Origin of the sequence: Candidatus Tisiphia endosymbiont of Temnostethus pusillus (assembly GCF_964264675.1) — a bacterium.
In the GTDB taxonomy this organism is placed as follows: Bacteria; Pseudomonadota; Alphaproteobacteria; order Rickettsiales; family Rickettsiaceae; genus Tisiphia.
Window position 1 is genome coordinate 381000 of sequence record NZ_OZ183472.1, and the last position, 16425, is coordinate 397424.

Annotated in this window: 17 protein-coding genes and 1 pseudogene; 11 read left to right on the forward strand and 7 right to left on the reverse strand. The window is 30.5% G+C overall.

What is annotated here, in order from left to right:
• The first annotated feature begins 66 nt into the window (after positions 1-66).
• Positions 67-933, forward strand: coding sequence for a Dam family site-specific DNA-(adenine-N6)-methyltransferase (locus tag ACFEL2_RS01900; RefSeq protein WP_341751276.1), 867 nt, complete (start codon positions 67-69; stop codon positions 931-933).
• A 141-nt stretch (positions 934-1074) separates the two neighbouring features.
• Here the strand turns inward: ACFEL2_RS01900 and ACFEL2_RS01905 are convergent, their stop codons facing one another.
• From ACFEL2_RS01905 to ACFEL2_RS01920, 4 genes are all read right to left on the reverse strand, one after another.
• The gene (locus ACFEL2_RS01905) at positions 1075-1341 is read right to left on the reverse strand and encodes a hypothetical protein (protein WP_341751275.1); all 267 of its coding nucleotides are present in this window, start codon (positions 1339-1341) and stop codon (positions 1075-1077) included.
• Between the two features lie 489 nt (positions 1342-1830).
• A complete protein-coding gene (locus ACFEL2_RS01910) occupies positions 1831-2484 on the reverse strand; it encodes a hypothetical protein (RefSeq protein WP_375331714.1) in 654 nt (217 codons plus the stop codon).
• 461 nt (positions 2485-2945) lie between these two features.
• Complete coding sequence (locus ACFEL2_RS01915; RefSeq protein ID WP_341751273.1) at positions 2946-3158, reverse strand: hypothetical protein; 213 nt, start codon at positions 3156-3158, stop codon at positions 2946-2948.
• The gene (locus tag ACFEL2_RS01920; protein ID WP_375332126.1) at positions 3112-6132 is read right to left on the reverse strand and encodes a sodium:solute symporter family transporter; all 3021 of its coding nucleotides are present in this window, start codon (positions 6130-6132) and stop codon (positions 3112-3114) included. Before ACFEL2_RS01920 ends, ACFEL2_RS01915 begins: the two co-directional genes overlap by 47 nt.
• Before the next feature lie 398 nt (positions 6133-6530).
• Here ACFEL2_RS01920 and ACFEL2_RS01925 point away from each other — a divergent pair, with 398 nt between their 5' ends.
• From ACFEL2_RS01925 to ACFEL2_RS01935, 3 genes are all read left to right on the forward strand, one after another.
• On the forward strand, positions 6531-6770 hold the full coding sequence (locus tag ACFEL2_RS01925; protein ID WP_375331711.1) for a type II toxin-antitoxin system Phd/YefM family antitoxin: 240 nt from the start codon (positions 6531-6533) through the stop codon (positions 6768-6770).
• A 191-nt stretch (positions 6771-6961) separates the two neighbouring features.
• Complete coding sequence (locus ACFEL2_RS01930) at positions 6962-7210, forward strand: type II toxin-antitoxin system Phd/YefM family antitoxin (RefSeq protein WP_341751270.1); 249 nt, start codon at positions 6962-6964, stop codon at positions 7208-7210.
• Between the two features lie 5 nt (positions 7211-7215).
• Positions 7216-7623 (forward strand): type II toxin-antitoxin system VapC family toxin, encoded by a 408-nt coding sequence (locus ACFEL2_RS01935; protein WP_341751269.1) that lies wholly within the window; start codon positions 7216-7218, stop codon positions 7621-7623.
• Between the two features lie 48 nt (positions 7624-7671).
• On the opposite strand, the gene ACFEL2_RS01940 is transcribed toward ACFEL2_RS01935, so the two are convergent.
• On the reverse strand, positions 7672-8187 hold the full coding sequence (locus ACFEL2_RS01940; protein WP_341751268.1) for a helix-turn-helix domain-containing protein: 516 nt from the start codon (positions 8185-8187) through the stop codon (positions 7672-7674).
• A 665-nt stretch (positions 8188-8852) separates the two neighbouring features.
• Here ACFEL2_RS01940 and ACFEL2_RS01945 point away from each other — a divergent pair.
• From ACFEL2_RS01945 to ACFEL2_RS01975, 7 genes and pseudogenes are all read left to right on the forward strand, one after another.
• Positions 8853-10634 carry a Sca4 family protein gene (locus tag ACFEL2_RS01945; protein WP_375332127.1) on the forward strand — a complete coding sequence of 594 codons (1782 nt, stop codon included), beginning with the start codon at positions 8853-8855 and terminating at the stop codon, positions 10632-10634.
• A 2-nt stretch (positions 10635-10636) separates the two neighbouring features.
• Positions 10637-11317, forward strand: coding sequence for a hypothetical protein (locus ACFEL2_RS01950; RefSeq protein WP_375332128.1), 681 nt, complete (start codon positions 10637-10639; stop codon positions 11315-11317).
• A 147-nt stretch (positions 11318-11464) separates the two neighbouring features.
• A complete protein-coding gene (locus tag ACFEL2_RS01955) occupies positions 11465-12121 on the forward strand; it encodes an HD domain-containing protein (protein WP_375332129.1) in 657 nt (218 codons plus the stop codon).
• Positions 12122-12534: 413 nt separating this feature from the next.
• Entirely contained in the window at positions 12535-12888 is a 354-nt protein-coding gene (locus ACFEL2_RS01960; RefSeq protein ID WP_375332130.1) for a hypothetical protein, read from the forward strand.
• A gap of 50 nt (positions 12889-12938) precedes the next feature.
• A complete protein-coding gene (locus ACFEL2_RS01965; protein ID WP_375332131.1) occupies positions 12939-13142 on the forward strand; it encodes a hypothetical protein in 204 nt (67 codons plus the stop codon).
• Positions 13117-13410 (forward strand): annotated as a pseudogene (locus ACFEL2_RS01970) (tetratricopeptide repeat protein); the annotation flags it as partial. The gene ACFEL2_RS01965 and the pseudogene ACFEL2_RS01970, both read left to right, overlap by 26 nt.
• Before the next feature lie 881 nt (positions 13411-14291).
• Positions 14292-15071 (forward strand): hypothetical protein, encoded by a 780-nt coding sequence (locus ACFEL2_RS01975; protein WP_341751260.1) that lies wholly within the window; start codon positions 14292-14294, stop codon positions 15069-15071.
• Positions 15072-15137: 66 nt separating this feature from the next.
• Here ACFEL2_RS01975 and ACFEL2_RS01980 read toward each other — a convergent pair whose 3' ends face one another.
• Positions 15138-15452 (reverse strand): helix-turn-helix domain-containing protein, encoded by a 315-nt coding sequence (locus tag ACFEL2_RS01980; RefSeq protein WP_341751259.1) that lies wholly within the window; start codon positions 15450-15452, stop codon positions 15138-15140.
• 210 nt (positions 15453-15662) lie between these two features.
• Positions 15663-16172 (reverse strand): type II toxin-antitoxin system death-on-curing family toxin, encoded by a 510-nt coding sequence (locus ACFEL2_RS01985; RefSeq protein ID WP_341751258.1) that lies wholly within the window; start codon positions 16170-16172, stop codon positions 15663-15665.
• Positions 16173-16425: the final 253 nt, after the last annotated feature.

The window sequence follows — 16425 nt, forward strand, 5'->3', positions numbered from 1 at the left end:
TGTCAACTATTCGTTTTTAGTTAATCTCTTATGCTTTTCTAGAGAATAATTGAAGGATAAATTTAAATGACCCAGCAGCAAATTACTAGAAATGAAAGCATCAACACGGCTACTAAAATAACTGCTATTCGTACTACAGTTAATCCCATTATTAGTCCATTTTTTCAATGGGTAGGAGGGAAAAGAAAATTTATTGATAAATTGCTTGAACGCATTCCATTAGATTTAAATGATTATTATGAACCTTTTCTTGGTGGTGGAGCACTGTTTTTCCAAGTAAAAGATAAATTCAACAAGTGTTTTTTATCTGATATTAATCTTGAACTTACAACAAGCTACAATGCTGTCAAAAAGAATCCAACAAAAATTATTGCATTATGTGAATTATATAAGCTAAAACATAGTAAAGAGTATTATTATCAAGTCAGAGATAATAATATTAATAGTAATGATCCTCTAGAGATTACTGCAAGATTTTTATATTTAAATCGATATTCTTTTAGAGGGGTATATCGAGTAAATAAATATAACCAAGTACAAATGTCTTATTCTACAAGGAAATATTGTCAATCTAATAATTTTGCTACCATACTTAACCAATGCAGCAATCTTTTACAAAATACTCTAATTTACACAAGTGATTTCTCTTTTATTGAACCTAAGACCAATGATTTTGTTTATTTTGATCCACCTTATCATAAATCAGGTGAAACTTTTTATACTAGGTTACCATTTGGTGAAAATGACCAAGTAAGACTTAGTAATTTTGCCAAAGAATTAAGTAATAAAGGTGTAAAACTTATGCTCTCTAACAGTGATACAAGCTTTATTAGAGATTTATATAAAGGTTTTAATATTAGCACTATTACCGTTAAATATTCTATGTCAAATTATAGAAAAATATCTAATGAATTATTAATAACAAATTATTGAACCAAAAATCATTATATAAATATTTCTAAATAATAATTTTAGTTAGAGTAGACGTAAAGGATACCTTTTCCGTCTACTCTACTAAACCCTACTTTGTTATCTTGATATCACAGATTAAAAAAATAAAGATAAGTAATTTTACTAAAATTTACCAGCTAAAGCATCGATAATCACTTTATTATTAATAATTATGGCATCTAAATATTTTATGACTTGCTGTAAATACCATATAATGGTTGTAGAGCTATCACCGGAGTATTCGTATATTTTTTTCATTAACTTATCATTAGAACAAGCTGTTTTTAAAAACCTTTCTAAGAGTAGTCGTGCTTCCACTAATTGTGGTTGAAGTTCGTACAAATTAGTAATTTCTTTAACTTCTTGTTGATTTTCATCATTATTGGACATATGATTTTCCTACTGTTTTTTGAGGTTATGAAAAACGGTGTATCACAAGGTTAGATGAGTAAAATTGGTGTTTTAATTCTAACCTTGTGGTACTTACTTTGATGTTACTTGCAACTACAACGCAACAACAGATACACATTTATCTGATATAATCCTAAGAGTACAGTGAGATCGTGGAATAAATATGATTATTTCTTGAAAATATGAAGAACAGCTGCAAAGATGAGACATCAGTAAATAATCGCTATAATTAAATCAAATTTCACTTATTACAGTTATTATTATAGTTATGGTTAAATAGCTAGATAAGTAATTAGCCATTGTGGCTAATTGCAACATTATTGACATTTTTTGGAGTATTTATTATTGATGTAACTGTTTAAAATTTAAAAATTTTAAACAGTTGTTAAATGTTATTCAGTTAGTCCTTATAAAAGTAAAAATATAAGATTAACTAAAAAGGAGGAGGAGTGGTGGAAACCCTATATCTCAGTTATAGTTATCCACCAGTTTTTTATTATTTTCCTCTAGCACTTTAATTAATAGCTCTAACACTTCATAACTAATATCATTGTTTTCAAGATCTATATAATCCATTATTATTTCGCTACTAATTTTATTAGTATTTAAACTTTTTACCAATTCCATTACCCCCTTATCACTAATATTATTATAACTAAGCTTTACTTGCCTTATAGTCCTATTAATTTCTAAGACCTTGAAAAGTTGTACAAACCCCTCATCATTAATATTATTGACATTGAGATTTATTCGCTTGATGGTTTTATTATTTGTTAGGAATTGTGCCAGTATGATTGCTCCTTGATCTCCAATATTGTTGTATTCAAGGTCTATATCAGTTAAAGTAATATTATTCTCTAATGCTTTAACAAGATGCTTTATCCCCTGATAACCTATATTAGTTTCGGTAAGATTTATATAGGTGATAATTTTATTATTTTCAAGAAACTTGGCAACTAACTCAGCTCCTTCTGCTCCAAGTCTAATTTGTTCAAGATTTAGCTCCGTTCTATTGTTGCTTTGGAAGATCTTGCAAAACAGTCGTATAGAGACTTCACTGAGATTATTTATTTCTTCATTTGTTAAGTAGTTTTGTTGTTGATCTTTAATATCGCTCACCATATAATTAACCCCTATTTTTGTCTATAAAAATGGACACTGAGGTTAGATTTAAAAATCATCCTATTTCTTGTCTAACCTCGGTATTTGACACCACCCTGCGTAGTATCCACACCACATTTAATCCCACTAATTGACAGAGTCTAGAGAAAGTTTTTGCCTAGGGTATTTTTTTGCGAAATTTAATAGATCAGCGGTAGAATAGAGACACTAGGAAAATATTATCTTAAAAAATACGACAATATCAAACACCAATGCTTGGTAGTTGAAGAGTATTGTTTTCTAACTGACGAGTGACGACGTCACCAAATTCTCATCAATTGACTATAACAGATCAAATAATAGAATTATTTGAAATAATCTATTATTTGGAATAATATCTTCAAGAAAATAATAAATTTCTTAGTATCCCACAAAAAGTAAAGTTAAGAAATTATCTAAATGGTAATATTAATCTAAGCTATTTAAAAATCACAAATCAAATATATCTTCTCTTTATTAGGATTTTCTGCTTCTAATTTTTGTAGAAAATTGATTACATAATCCCCGTTTATTTTAGGATTATCTGTGCTAACTAATTGCAAATCAGATAAATTAATTGCTCCTATTAAATGCTTCCTTTTCCAGCCACTAAATATTGGTAATTTCTTCCTTTTTAAGTAAGGTAGCTTGCTCAATAATATCAAAGTCAACCCCTGCTTGCAGTAATTTTTGTGCTATATTTAATCTATCGTCCTTTTGTTCCTGTAAAAATATCTCTGTAATCTTTTCAAAGTTCTCAATCCTTATATCAGGCAAATCCATTACTTTAGGTCGAATCTCCTTAATATTAGCAGGAATAGTGATATTATAATTTATACCTTTATCTTGGTTATTATCGACCTTAAAATTCCCATAGTGAGCATCTATAATATTAGAACACTCAAAAAAAGTTAGTTCATTAGTTTCCCTAAAAGTTGGAGTGAAAATTAATTTAAGTTGTTGTTCAGTAAGGTGATCTCCTTGATTTTTTATTGTTAGTCTTACTGCTTCAATTGATTTTTTACTTTTAGTAGTTTCCGAGATATTTACCTTAAAATCTAGAACTTCATCCTCTAGAAAAATACTCACTAGATTACTATCAACATTATTGTTGATAGCATGAATCAACAGGCTTTTTATTACTGCCTTCAGTTTTTTTGGATCGCATGTTATATTATGATATTTTATTGCATATTGGTTAACAAACCGTAATGGTTGATCAGATAATTTTTCACATTCTACTACTACTTCATTTACTAAATCCATAATGTTAATTTTAGTAGGCTTAATATGCACTTGACGTCTTACTCTGTGAGTAATAGTCGAAAGATATAAAGCCCAAGCCTCTATTCGTTTTGCTACTTCATATAATTCTTCAGTAATCCGAGAAATTTGGTCTTTATTATCTGTTTTTTGTAGTTTTGTACATAATGCTTTAAATTGGAGTTGCAAGCTATGAAGTTGCTGTTGTTCTTGAGCTTCTATTCTATTAAAAAACTCTTCTTCATGTTGTGCTATTTTTATCAAATCATGTGTTAGTTTTCTTGATTTTGTTTCCCATACACTCTTCATGGTCTCAGACAATTCTTCATATTTTTGTTTTGGTTTCAGAAATGCTATTAGTACACTACTAAATAGTAATAAAAGGTAAATTATTTGGAATTGTATATTACCAAAATTACTAGTTAAATAATATTTACCCATACAACATTTAAAAAATTGTAATGATGTGAATGTGCCAAAAATTGTGATAAATAAAGCTATCTGCCACCTAAGCAATATTCCCGTAACTAACAAGTTAATAATAAATATCATTAATTGTAGTTGATGAAATTCGCTAATCATAACCAACATACTTCCAACACAAATCAACAGATATAAAATACCTAAATTCCAAGCTAATGCGATAAATATCTCGTTTTTAAATCTAGGAGGCCATATCGAATAAGTTACAAATCCGGTAGCTATTATTAATACTGAATGGTGAATGAAGTGATAAATATTAGCATATTTTGTGCTATAATATTCTGGGATAGTAAATAATGATGAATAAGTGGAAACTATTACAAAGAAGCCAAATAGAAAATAAGTAATTTCATTTTTTGGTAGATTACCTTTACAAAAATTTATCAGATTAAATTGTTTGATTGCACTAATAATTTTCCTAAATTTTCTTTTACGTTCAAGTCTAAGAGCGATGATGGGGCTTGGGTCTTTCACACCAATCCAACCACCAGCTTGTTTAAAAAAGTAATGGTTAAACATCAAAGTTAACAAATTAGCTACCATAGCTGGTACTATAGGTTCCATTTTTACATTTAGGACTTTAAAACTAACTGCTGTAATAAATCCGGCAAACATTCCCATTAATACTGCTTTATTACTACTACGAAAACCTAGAATTGCTAAGAGGAAAGGTACTGAAACTACAGGCATATAGAAATCTAATGCTATTAACAGTAAAGCAAGTATACTCTTTGCTTTAAAAGCTAGGAAAATAGCAGAAATACCAACAAAGACAGCAAGAATACGTAATATAATGAGATCACTAAGATTATTACGTATCTTTCTTATAACCTTAGAATCTAATAATTTAAAAATATCATTAGTGAATAATATAGCTGCAGAATTAATGTATGAGTCTGCCGTAGACATGATTATCGCTATAATACCTATAGCAGTAAGTCCTCTTAATCCTGAATAGCTGTAATTCTCTATAATATGGGCTAACAAGTTATTAGGGTTAAGATTAGGATTGTCTGCCAGTAATAATATTCCAACCCACATTATTATTACTAATATTACAAGACATATTAAACCTGCTGTTATAAAAGACTCTCTAACTTGTGTGATATTCTTAGCCATCGCCAATCTTTGAAAAAAAACCGGTTGAAAACCTGGGATTAGAAAAAATAATAACAGCAAAAAGGAGCTTATAGACTTAGAGTTAAAATTAAATAGCTGCCTATAATCAAATAAAGGATTCTCATTAATTGTTACAAAAACTTTATGAGGATCATGGAGAGTTCCCCAAATCATTAAAGTAATTACAGGAATGATAGTGCCAAAAGTAAAGAATTGTATTATATCTGTAAAAGTAACAGCTTTTATACCACCAAAAGCCGAATATAATATTACTATAACAGCACTTGCCAAAACAGCATAAAAACTAGAAAGATTAAAGAAAAGTTGCAGCATGGTAGCTGAAACCTTAAATTGCAAGGCAACTATTCCGGTGCAAAGGAAAATACCTACTATAGCTGTAATCAATTGAACTTTTTTACCATATAGAGTACCCATAGCTTCAGCTATGGAAAGATTACCTAAAAACTCTGCCATACGTGGAGCTAATAAGTAACCAACAATTATGAGAGCCAAAGGTTCACCAATTGCTGGAATGATAAAATATAAACCTTGTTTATACGATTCACTAACTGCCTCAGAAAAGAAACCGCCCCCTATACAAGTGGCAATAATTGTAGCAGTTATAGTACTGGTGGAGAAATTGCGGTTTCCTATAGCATATTCGTTAATATTTTTTATACCACGACTATAAAATAGACCTACTGCTAAGTTAAAAATTAGAAAAATAGAAAAAATGATTGTATCCCAATCCCAACTTAAATGCATATAATCTTCCCCTGAATGTCAATAAACTGTAAGTTTTTGACCACCAAATACAAGATTTTTAGAGAAAGTGAATCTAGATTGGTGATCGGGGAGTTCAAAACACTGTAAGCAGACAGCTATGGTAACCGTCGGGCTTAAATGTAAACACTTAAGCCGAACATACGATTACCATCCCCCCGACCATAAAAACCGAGAAGCACCATTTTACGGTAAATGCACACCGCTGCTTAAAGGAGGTTTTGAAACTCCAGAATTACTTTGCAGTAATTCCGCCTTAAATTTTAAATATATACTTGTATAAAGTCAATATAATGTTATTGATATTTTTACTTAATTATGGTTGATAAACATATTTAATTGAACTAATATTAAGCTTAGTAAAAAGTAAATTAAACTTTATGTATCTAGTAAACATTACTTCTGCCAAATCTCACTTATCATCTCTACTAAAAGAAGTAGAAGACAAAAATGAAGAAGTGATTATTGAAAAAGTGGGGAAACCAATTGCTAAAATCGTTAAATACAATCCTGTGAAATCTATTAATAGGCTTGGGATATTTAAAGATAAAATTAAAGTAACTAAAGATTTTGACAAATGGTCTGAAGAAATGGCAACAAGGTTAGGGATAAAGGAGTAGTTGTGAGATTATTACTTGACACTCATACTTTAATATGGGCATTGTCTGAACCAAAAAAATTACCCATTGTTACAATGTATACCTAATTACTTCACATCGATTATGCATAGAAATAACTTATTTTTAAATAAAATATTATTTGCTAAAATAGACTAGTTTTAAATTATCAAGTTCATTTGGAAAATGATTATATGAAAAAATGGCAAATTCAAGAAGTGAAAACAAAGCTAAGTGAGATAATACAAAAAGCAGTTAATGATGGTCCTCAAGAAATTAGTGTTAAAGGTAAAACTATGGCTGTTATAATATCAATCAACCAATATGTTGACTTAATCTCTCCAAAATCCTCTTTTGTTCAATTTCTACAAAATTCTCCGCTAAGAGGGTTGAAAATTGATCTTGAAAGGGACAAAAGTTCTTGTCGAGAAATTGAGTTGTAATTTAAATGAGTTACTTAATTGATACAAATGTAATTTCTGAACTTATCAAAGTAAAACAAAATACACGGGTAGTAGAGTGGTTTAATGCTGTACAAAATCGAGACTTATATTTAAGTGTTTTAACCATAGGAGAAATACGCAAGGGTATTGGTAAGATTACAGATATAAAAAGAAGAGAAAAGGTCTGTATATGGTTGGATCAAGATTTAACATCGTGGTTTGCCGGTCGTATTTTACCTATTGATCAGCAAGTAGCTAATAAATGGGGAGTAATACAAGCTCAGTTAGGTAGAACGTTACCAGCTGTTGATAGTTTAATTGCTGCTACAGCTTTACATTTTGATCTTATTTTAGTAACACGGAATGTTAAAGACTTCAGTTATTTAGGTCTTGAAATAATTAACCCATTTTAACCTTGATAATTCATATAATATATTTATAACACTCTAACTGTTGGAGTTTTATTGAGAAGGTTCATTATTATCAGAGGTAGTAGGCTTAATTCTGCCAACCATTTCATCTAGTGATACTTGAAAATAATCCGCTAATGCTACTGCAACTGTACTAGTAAGTGTCTTCTTAGGATTATTTTCTTTTAAAAATTTGGGAATAACATTTTGACTAAAACCAATAATTATACCTAATTGATATGGATTAATATTTTTCTCTTTAAGTTTTTTATTAAGAAAATGTCTTAAATTAATACTTATATCTTCTGAATTAATTATTTGAAAGTTATAATCTTTTTGATTTATAGAAACATATTCATTTCTACCAATTACTTCGTTCATAGAACATCTAAAATAATTAGCAATTTTCAATATAGTTTCCAATTCCGGATTAGCTCCTATAGAATTGATGATATTACATACGGTTCTATATAAAATATTACTCTCTTGTGCAAAAGCTTTACGTTTTAAATTATTATCTTTTAATTTATGTGTTAAAAATATTTGTATTTGATGAACAAGAGCCATACTTTAAATAATTTAATATCTCTAATAAAATGAATTACGGTAATTCATTTTTTCTTGACACCTCAAAATAATTATACTAGACTCCCAAAAATAGAATGAGAGTATAAAAAAAAGACCAATGATTATTGATTAATTTTTTAAAGCAAAGAATATACTTTGCTATATCTCAAACTAAAAAAGCCCAGTGTAACATTCAAGCGTTTAACTTATTAATAAAGTTAAAACTTGAATGTTACATTTAGGTTATAAACTAGTAAGTACTCTAAAGTTTACAAGGCTACAAGTACTTACTAGTGAAATTAATCCAATAGCTATTGCTATTAAATTACAACCATTATTGAGGTGTAACTATGATCATACACAAATCTCTCCCTCTAGTCAAATTCTATTATTTTTGCAGTTCTATAACATAAGTATCAGCAATACCATAGTATAGCTAGCCCAATACTAACGTCATTGTAAGAAGGAGTAAGGCGACGAAGCAATTGTTTTATGTCATACCTGCGAAAGCAGGTATCTTAAAAAATAGTCAAGAACACTATTTAGACTTTTCTAGACCCCTGTTTTCGCAGGGGTGACATCAAACTTGTTTCATCAAACTCAGCTTAAAGTAGCTCCTCGCAATGACAAGTTATAAACACATACGTCATTAATAAAGTAGTATTATGAAAGATAACCCACAACTCAGTAATATTCTTGAAGAGAATATTACTGAAGTTATAGAACCAACAGAAGAAGCACAAGACTTAGTTACTTTAACTAATTCAGTCAGTAGTAGCAGATTCTTTGGTATAGAAGAAGAATTAGACCCTATTACTCAAGCCATTAGACAAGAAATCCTGCAAAAACAGCGGAATATCTTAAAAGATTATATCGCTGCGAATCTTGATGTAACAGTAAATTACCATGACGATCAGGAATTTGCTGAATATCTTAAAAATGTCAATAACAGGGCAATAATTAACCAAGCATTTCTAGATAGCAAAGTTAAAGCTGAATTAGAAAGAACAGAGATAGCAGGCTATAAGAAAATTCACCATAATTTTGCTGATCGATTTCATACAATAAGTTGGCAAGATGATGATAGGCAAGACAATATCAGAAGCCAAATAGTAAGAAATGATTCAGGTGATGAGTTAGCTACTATCAAGGAAACAACTCATAAAATTAATACTCTAGTCTCTTTGTCAGATGGCACTTTTAAACAAATCAATAACTATCGAACCATAGATTTACCAACAGAATTGGTAAATAAAAGCGGTCCTATGCATTTGTCATTAGCTGTAAAAGATGAAAATGGTCGAAATATTTCCTTAGACCGAGCAGTATATTTTACTGCTCATTATGATAGTCAAGGTAAATTGTCAGAGATCAGTAGTCCAAAGCCAGTAAGGTTTAATGGTGAAGGAGATGAGGCAATAGGCTATATAGAACATCTAGGACATGTCTATAGTTTGCCAGTGACCCAAGGTAAATATCGAGAAATGATGTTAGCTTTGGAGAAGAATAAAGGTCAAGAAATCGACCTATCTCAACAAAATATCACTACTGCTCAGGATATGATAGTTACTGTTAATACAGTCAATAGTGATTTGTTAGTGCAAGAAGAAAAAAAGCAATATCATCATGATAAACAAAAATTAGCCGAAGAAACATTACAGAAAACAGCTGAGCATCATGAGTTAGTAAAACGACAAGCAGAATCAATATCACAGGGAATGCAGTTAACAGAAAAGAGTGATAATGTTGCTAATCGACAATTATTTGAAAAAATGTCAAAAGATTCTCAGTATATCCATGACATGTCTCCTGAACAGGCAATCTTAAATGAATTACAACCATTAACTAGCTCACGAGAAAAAGAAAGAAAAGCATTATACAAAGTTGCTGAGCTATATCCTGATCTAGCAGGTAAGTTAGTAGCAAGACATTATGATATTCATGCAGTAGTATATCACAAAGAAAAAACAGCAGATGCAAGTAGTACGGCATTAGAAGAGTTAGAGAACCTTGTAAAAATATGTGGGGGTTATAAGAAATTAGGCTTAACTCCGGTAGAGAAACAATTAGCTGAACTTGATAAAATACGACAACAAGGAGAGAAAGATGTAGACAAAGTAATGACCAAGATAGAAGCAGCTGATAAATCTTTTTATGAAAAACTGAAGAAAATACAACTATCGGCTGATGCATTACCAGAATCCAATCCCGATAAAGAAAAATTGAATATTTTTATAAAATTAAAGCTAGAAGCACAAGAGTCAATTAGAACCGATAAACCGTTACTAGAAAGCAAAAAAAGAGATGAATCTTTAAAAATGGAAACTGAGACAACTAAAAAAGTAGATCGTATGATAGGAAGATTTATGAGTAGATATTCTTCATCTAATACACCACCACCATTAAATAGATCAAAACTACAATTAAATAACACTAAAGGGAGGTAACTATGCCAGGCAAGCAATTTTTATATAGTAGAGTACGAATGTCTAATACATCAAGGCAGGAGCAAGAAGAAATAGACACTTATTTAGATAATCAGTATCAAATTGATTTGACCAAAGTTTTAAAAAATTATGACTCAGACATGTCTATGTTGGAGACAGTTAAAAATATTGAACTTTCAGAATGCCAAGAAATATTTAATAATAGCCAAAAAAATACCGCTTGGGATTTATATTTACATTTAGTGGCAGGGAAACAAGAGGTTGCTTCATATTTGTCAGAATATTTAAGAAAAGGTTATGGTACTGTTAAAGATGAGTTCCTTGCTGATTTAACTCTGAGCATAGGAGTCGAGTTGGGAGATCAGGACTCAATTAAACTAATGGAAAAAATATCAATATCATCTCAAATACGAAATGTAGCCAAAGAATGTTTACTAGAAATCATCCAACATAAATTAGGGGTAGAAGGTAGAGAAATATTATGTGATGAGATGATGGCAAGAGGCAAGGCGTTTGCTTATTTTGTTGAGGAATTATCAGGTCATTCCTATTATCAAACTATCCAAGACTCTGGAACAGCCGGAATAAAATACTGGAGTAATTTTGTTAAGCCAGCCTATTATTGTTTATCTGAAATTACAGATGAAGTGCCAATAGCAGGGGCATTACATGATCAAGAATGATATCGTCATTGCGAGGAGCTACTTTAGTAGCGACGAAGCAATCTAGCAAAGTGATGAGAAATTGTTTTGTCGGCTCATGCCTCCTCACTAATATACGGAATAATAACTAAGCAAGCTTCAGAGTAAACATTCAATAGGGAGTCGTTTATGACCGGTAAAAAAGTCATTATCCTGCTACATTCGTTACATGAGTCTCATAGTCAGCAACTACAAGAATTTTTGAAAAAGGAGTTCTTAGATAAAATTAAAGCATGTAGTAAAAGGCACAGTACCATAATAGATGTTCCTGTTGTAAAACTGGCATTAAAATACGTTATCAAACACCAAGCAGATCAGAAACGACACTCTGGTGAGCCATTTTACCATCATCCAATACAGGTTGCATTAATAGCAGCTGGGATTTCCTGTAAAACTGAAATAATAGCAGCATCCTTATTGCATGATATTGTAGAGGATACAGCACTTACTATTAGTCAGATATGGTTTTCATTTGGCACAAAAATAGCAGAATTAGTTAACAAACTGACGAAGCTTGATGATATTGCAATAAAAAAAATAAAAATTGAAGGAGAACATGCCTTGCAGAAATTACGTGAGTCAGAAGATATAGATGCATGGTATATCAAGCTTGCTGATAGGCTACATAATATGCAAACTCTTCATTACATTAAGTCAAAAGAAAAACAGAAAAGAATCGCTTTTGATACTTTAAAGAACTTTATCCCGTTGGCAAAACTAGCTCGAGTAGAATGGATAGAACAAGAACTATACACATTAGCTATCAAAACATTAGAGGAGAATTAATACATTTTTTTATTAATAGTTTAGTCAAATTGTCTCTTTGCCTCAAAATATCCACCATCCTTGAGAATGTCACCTTCTTTACTCCTGTTAATCGACGAAACTGTTCATCCTTCAACTCTTTAACCTGATCGAATTCATTATTACTCCAAATCAGATACTTATAACACCTCTCTTCCTTAAAGTCTAGTTTTGAAAGAGGTCTATTATCTCAGGGCAGTTTAAAAATACGACAACATCAAACACCAATACTTGGCAATTGAAGGGTATTGTTTTCTAAGTTATGTAGTCTTCAAAAATAATGGGGGAAAATGCCCCCTATTTATTTTTAAAAGGATCACATAATTTATTACTTAATGTTTAGTTACACCGTTTACTACAGAGAAAGTAACAAAAAATAACAAAAGAGGAGAATTATGGTCGATTCAAAGAAAATACTAGGCACAAGTCAGAAAATAACTAGCAAACAAAATTGTCTAGATGACAACTGGAATAAGAGTTTCTTATATCTTAGTTATGGAATAATTGGCATTTTACTTACCCTTATTACATCAGAAAGTTTAGCAGTAGATTTAGGTAAATTTGGTAAAGGTGTAACTGAACCACTGGTAAAATTTGCTGCGGATTACTGGGTTTATGGAGCTGGTATTGGTGGTATTACCACAGCCATTATGTCTGAAGGTGATGGTCGCGTTCGGGTATTTCGTGGCGGTACAGTTTTTATAGGTAGCAGTGCTGTTTGTATGGGCATACTTGCTGCTATGACTTAAATCAAGTGTAAATTGTAACAATATTGGTTTTTTACTTGTGAGATTCAATTATGGAAAGAGTACGATTTAATAATTGCTTAAACAAACACGTTAGATTTTGGAACATATCTATTGGTTCAATAGTAGGGGGCATTAGCTTTGGGTTAATCATTTTATGTTTTAAAGGAGTGTTATGGTCTTTTGCTGGTGGTGCTATTGATTTTGCTATAGGTGGTTGGTTTATGCATCTATCAAGAATCTATAGTGTCATATGATATGGCTATTAAATATAAACCAAATTTTGCAGCAGTATATAATAACAAAGGAGGCTCTTTAAACATATTAGGAAAATATCGAGAAGCGATAGAAAATTTTGATATTGCTCTTAAATACAACTATAAATACCTAGAAGCCTATTATAACAAAGGTATATCTTTAATGTATTTATGGCAACACCAAGAAGCAATAAAAAACTATGATCTTGCCATTAAATACAAACCTAATTATGCTGAGAGCTACAACAATAAAGGGATATCCTTATTACGTCGATTCGGGATAAGGGATAAGAAAGAATAGTGTAATTATCGTTATCGGAAGCCCAAAAAATATATGAAGAAAATATAAAAAATTTCCCTGTTTAAACTCCTTAACTTTGCCGTTCCTTGCATGATCTTTAGTATTGGGTCATATATGGTAAAACACATAGAAATAGTTTCAAAGAGTCAATAATTGTATAAGCTCTTTAACCATTAACTCGGCTAACTGCAACTTTAATACAATATAGCCGTAAATACTATACAATGAGGTTGATAGATCACCAACAACAGTTTTTTTATGTTATTACATAATGCACTGCATTTTGTTTGGTGCTTTTAATGAAGTGGTTAATTTTAAAACGGCATAATGCTTATTATACGATTAGATATACCAAAATATAAATGCGTAAAACATGATCATCCTGCAGGGATAAGGCATTTGAGTAAGATAAATTATTGCAGGATATTTTTCTATAACAGAGAAGAAATTAACAGCAATTCCGACTCCTAGTTCGCTTTTGCCCCGTTTCTGTAATTTAACCCATAATTATAATTTATCTCTTGAAATTATCGCAGATTTTATGTAATATTCTTTATGTTTCAAGCAATTAAGTATACCACAAATTATAGAAGCTGTTGGAAACAATCTTAGAATACTAACCTTTGGGGTTTGTCGTACCTACTTGAAATGGGTATTTTAAACAACTAGTAATATACTATATATTCATGGTGACACATAATATGGATATCAAGATTTAGTGAATTCTTAGGAAAATTATGCTCATCGAGCTGTCAAAATCTGTAACCTTCCTAGCATTTAAAGCTAGGTCCAACAATCTCACAGTTTTTTGAATTGTGAAATTAATTAAGATTATTAATGTAGGATTTATGATAAGAATTATTAATATAGAATTAATATTATCTATAATAAAGATGGCAATCGCAATATTATTGTGTTTAATCTTTATTTTTAGTGTGTGCTTTTTGGCGTCTATACCAAAAGGAGAAGTAGGGGAGGTTTTAAGATACAAAATAAATGATATACTCTCAACAAGAGCGGAAAAAGCTGAACAAAAGACCAAACAAATCAAGCAAATTATTACTACTTTAGAAAATACAAATAGCTTAATTCCTGCGTCAGGTTTATTTTCCGCTACAACAAAAACTTTTCAACTTACCCAATTAAATAAAATTTCTATATTTTCTCAGGATTACATGGGGGCTACTCTAAAAGTAAAAAACTTAACAAACAAAAAATGCAACTTAACTACTTCTATGTTTGAGAAGATATTTAAAAAATATGATTTAATTAAATTTACAGAAACTATTCTTGACCCATCAGAAGAGGCTTTAGTATATCTTGTTTTTAAAAAGGTGAGTTTTAGTTTCGATGCAGACGAAAATGTTGAGTATGTTAAGATTAATTTCTTACTAAGAGAAGATTTCAACTACATAACAAGAAAAACTGACCTGAAATATAGGGAATTTGCTGACCAGCTATTTCAGGAAAATAAGTGTTCTGAAACATATTCATCAACTGCTTTTTTCTCACCAAACATTTGTGATACACTTTATACAGAGTTACGAGAATATCGCTGTTTTAAGAAACTGTTAGTTGGCTTTGAGACTGATCTGCTTCAAGCTAATAACACTTTTTGCCAAGAATAATAGGGCGTGTCCATAATTACCAACATACTTTTGTTTAAAAAAGATGTTGGTAATAGTAACCATTTTTCAACTAACCTTAATATTGGTAATTTCCTCCTTTTTAATTAAGGTAGCTTGCTCAATAATATCAAAGTCGACTCCTGCTTGCAGTAATTTTTGTGCTATGTTTAATCTGTCATCCTTTTGTTCCTGTAAAAATATTTCTGTAATCTTTTCAAAGTTCTCAATCCTTATAGGACCAGTTTGTTTCTTTAATCTAATCCATACATAGAGCATTGACCGACTAATTTTAAAGGTCTCGCATGTAAATGCTATTTTTTTATGTTTTTCATAATGTTCTATAACTCTAGAACGTAAATCATAACTGTATGGTGACGGCATATTTCTATTATATAATTTTTTTATTATCTATTATTATAACTAATATCTAACTATATGTTAACTGCTATAACGCTAGGTTTGACTTGAGTTATATTTGTCTTTAATCTTAATATTGGTCTATTATACATAATATATCTTATCATTGATAAGCGATATAGATTGAATTATCTAGAAGATTTTAGTTTTTGGATTTCCTCAATAGTTCAACATCTAGTTGCTTATTAGATTTATAATTAAACTAATCATTAATTCTTTTTGCATTGGATCACTTTCTGCAATAAGCAAGGCAAGCGATGTCATGCTATTTGTTCCCATAGTGTTAAGCCCAATTTTTGCTTTACTCAAATAAAGCAAAAATAATAAACTACCTATTCTCTTATTACCGTCACTAAATGGATGATCCTTGATAATGAAATATAATAGATGTGCTGCCTTGGCTTGCGATGATTGATATAATTGCTCTCCGCCAAATGTTTGATCTATATTACCTAAAATAGCACTCACGGCATCATCCCTTTCAACTCCAAATAAATTGCCGGCTTCTGCTCCTTGTTGTTGTAATTCTTGTCTTAATACTAGTATTGCCTGTATTGATTCTTGGTAATTTAGTAAACCACTACTTGCCTCCTGCAAGTTCGTTGGCATATTTAAATTATCTTCGTCATACTTAATCAGCATATCCCATGTTTTACTATAGGCTTTAATTAGACTAACTAGCAAAACTTACGCTATGTTATGTCTTAGAAATGATTAGAACCCTGATTTTAAGCCGTTGAATCCTAGTAGAAGATTTTAAGAATATGCTACCACTAAGGCATTGGTTCTAAACATAGCGTAAGTTTTGTTAAATTATCTTACGCATAATTGCCACTAAACCTAATAATCTTTACTAATTTTTTATAAAAATACTTTACATATTAAAATACACTTTGTACTATACAAAGTATATGGTTTTGGAAATAAAGAAGCTTTC

Bases quoted from the DNA above. Each gene is read 5' to 3' on its own strand.
- ACFEL2_RS01900 (WP_341751276.1), top strand. From the start codon at position 67: ATGACCCAGCAGCAAATTACTAGAAATGAAAGCATCAACACGGCTACT.
- ACFEL2_RS01905 (WP_341751275.1), bottom strand. From the start codon at position 1,341: ATGTCCAATAATGATGAAAATCAACAAGAAGTTAAAGAAATTACTAAT.
- ACFEL2_RS01910 (WP_375331714.1), bottom strand. From the start codon at position 2,484: ATGGTGAGCGATATTAAAGATCAACAACAAAACTACTTAACAAATGAA.
- ACFEL2_RS01920 (WP_375332126.1), bottom strand. From the start codon at position 6,132: ATGCATTTAAGTTGGGATTGGGATACAATCATTTTTTCTATTTTTCTA.
- ACFEL2_RS01925 (WP_375331711.1), top strand. From the start codon at position 6,531: ATGTATCTAGTAAACATTACTTCTGCCAAATCTCACTTATCATCTCTA.
- ACFEL2_RS01930 (WP_341751270.1), top strand. From the start codon at position 6,962: ATGAAAAAATGGCAAATTCAAGAAGTGAAAACAAAGCTAAGTGAGATA.
- ACFEL2_RS01935 (WP_341751269.1), top strand. From the start codon at position 7,216: ATGAGTTACTTAATTGATACAAATGTAATTTCTGAACTTATCAAAGTA.
- ACFEL2_RS01940 (WP_341751268.1), bottom strand. From the start codon at position 8,187: ATGGCTCTTGTTCATCAAATACAAATATTTTTAACACATAAATTAAAA.
- ACFEL2_RS01945 (WP_375332127.1), top strand. From the start codon at position 8,853: ATGAAAGATAACCCACAACTCAGTAATATTCTTGAAGAGAATATTACT.
- ACFEL2_RS01950 (WP_375332128.1), top strand. From the start codon at position 10,637: ATGCCAGGCAAGCAATTTTTATATAGTAGAGTACGAATGTCTAATACA.
- ACFEL2_RS01955 (WP_375332129.1), top strand. From the start codon at position 11,465: ATGACCGGTAAAAAAGTCATTATCCTGCTACATTCGTTACATGAGTCT.
- ACFEL2_RS01960 (WP_375332130.1), top strand. From the start codon at position 12,535: ATGGTCGATTCAAAGAAAATACTAGGCACAAGTCAGAAAATAACTAGC.
- ACFEL2_RS01965 (WP_375332131.1), top strand. From the start codon at position 12,939: ATGGAAAGAGTACGATTTAATAATTGCTTAAACAAACACGTTAGATTT.
- ACFEL2_RS01975 (WP_341751260.1), top strand. From the start codon at position 14,292: ATGATAAGAATTATTAATATAGAATTAATATTATCTATAATAAAGATG.
- ACFEL2_RS01980 (WP_341751259.1), bottom strand. From the start codon at position 15,452: ATGCCGTCACCATACAGTTATGATTTACGTTCTAGAGTTATAGAACAT.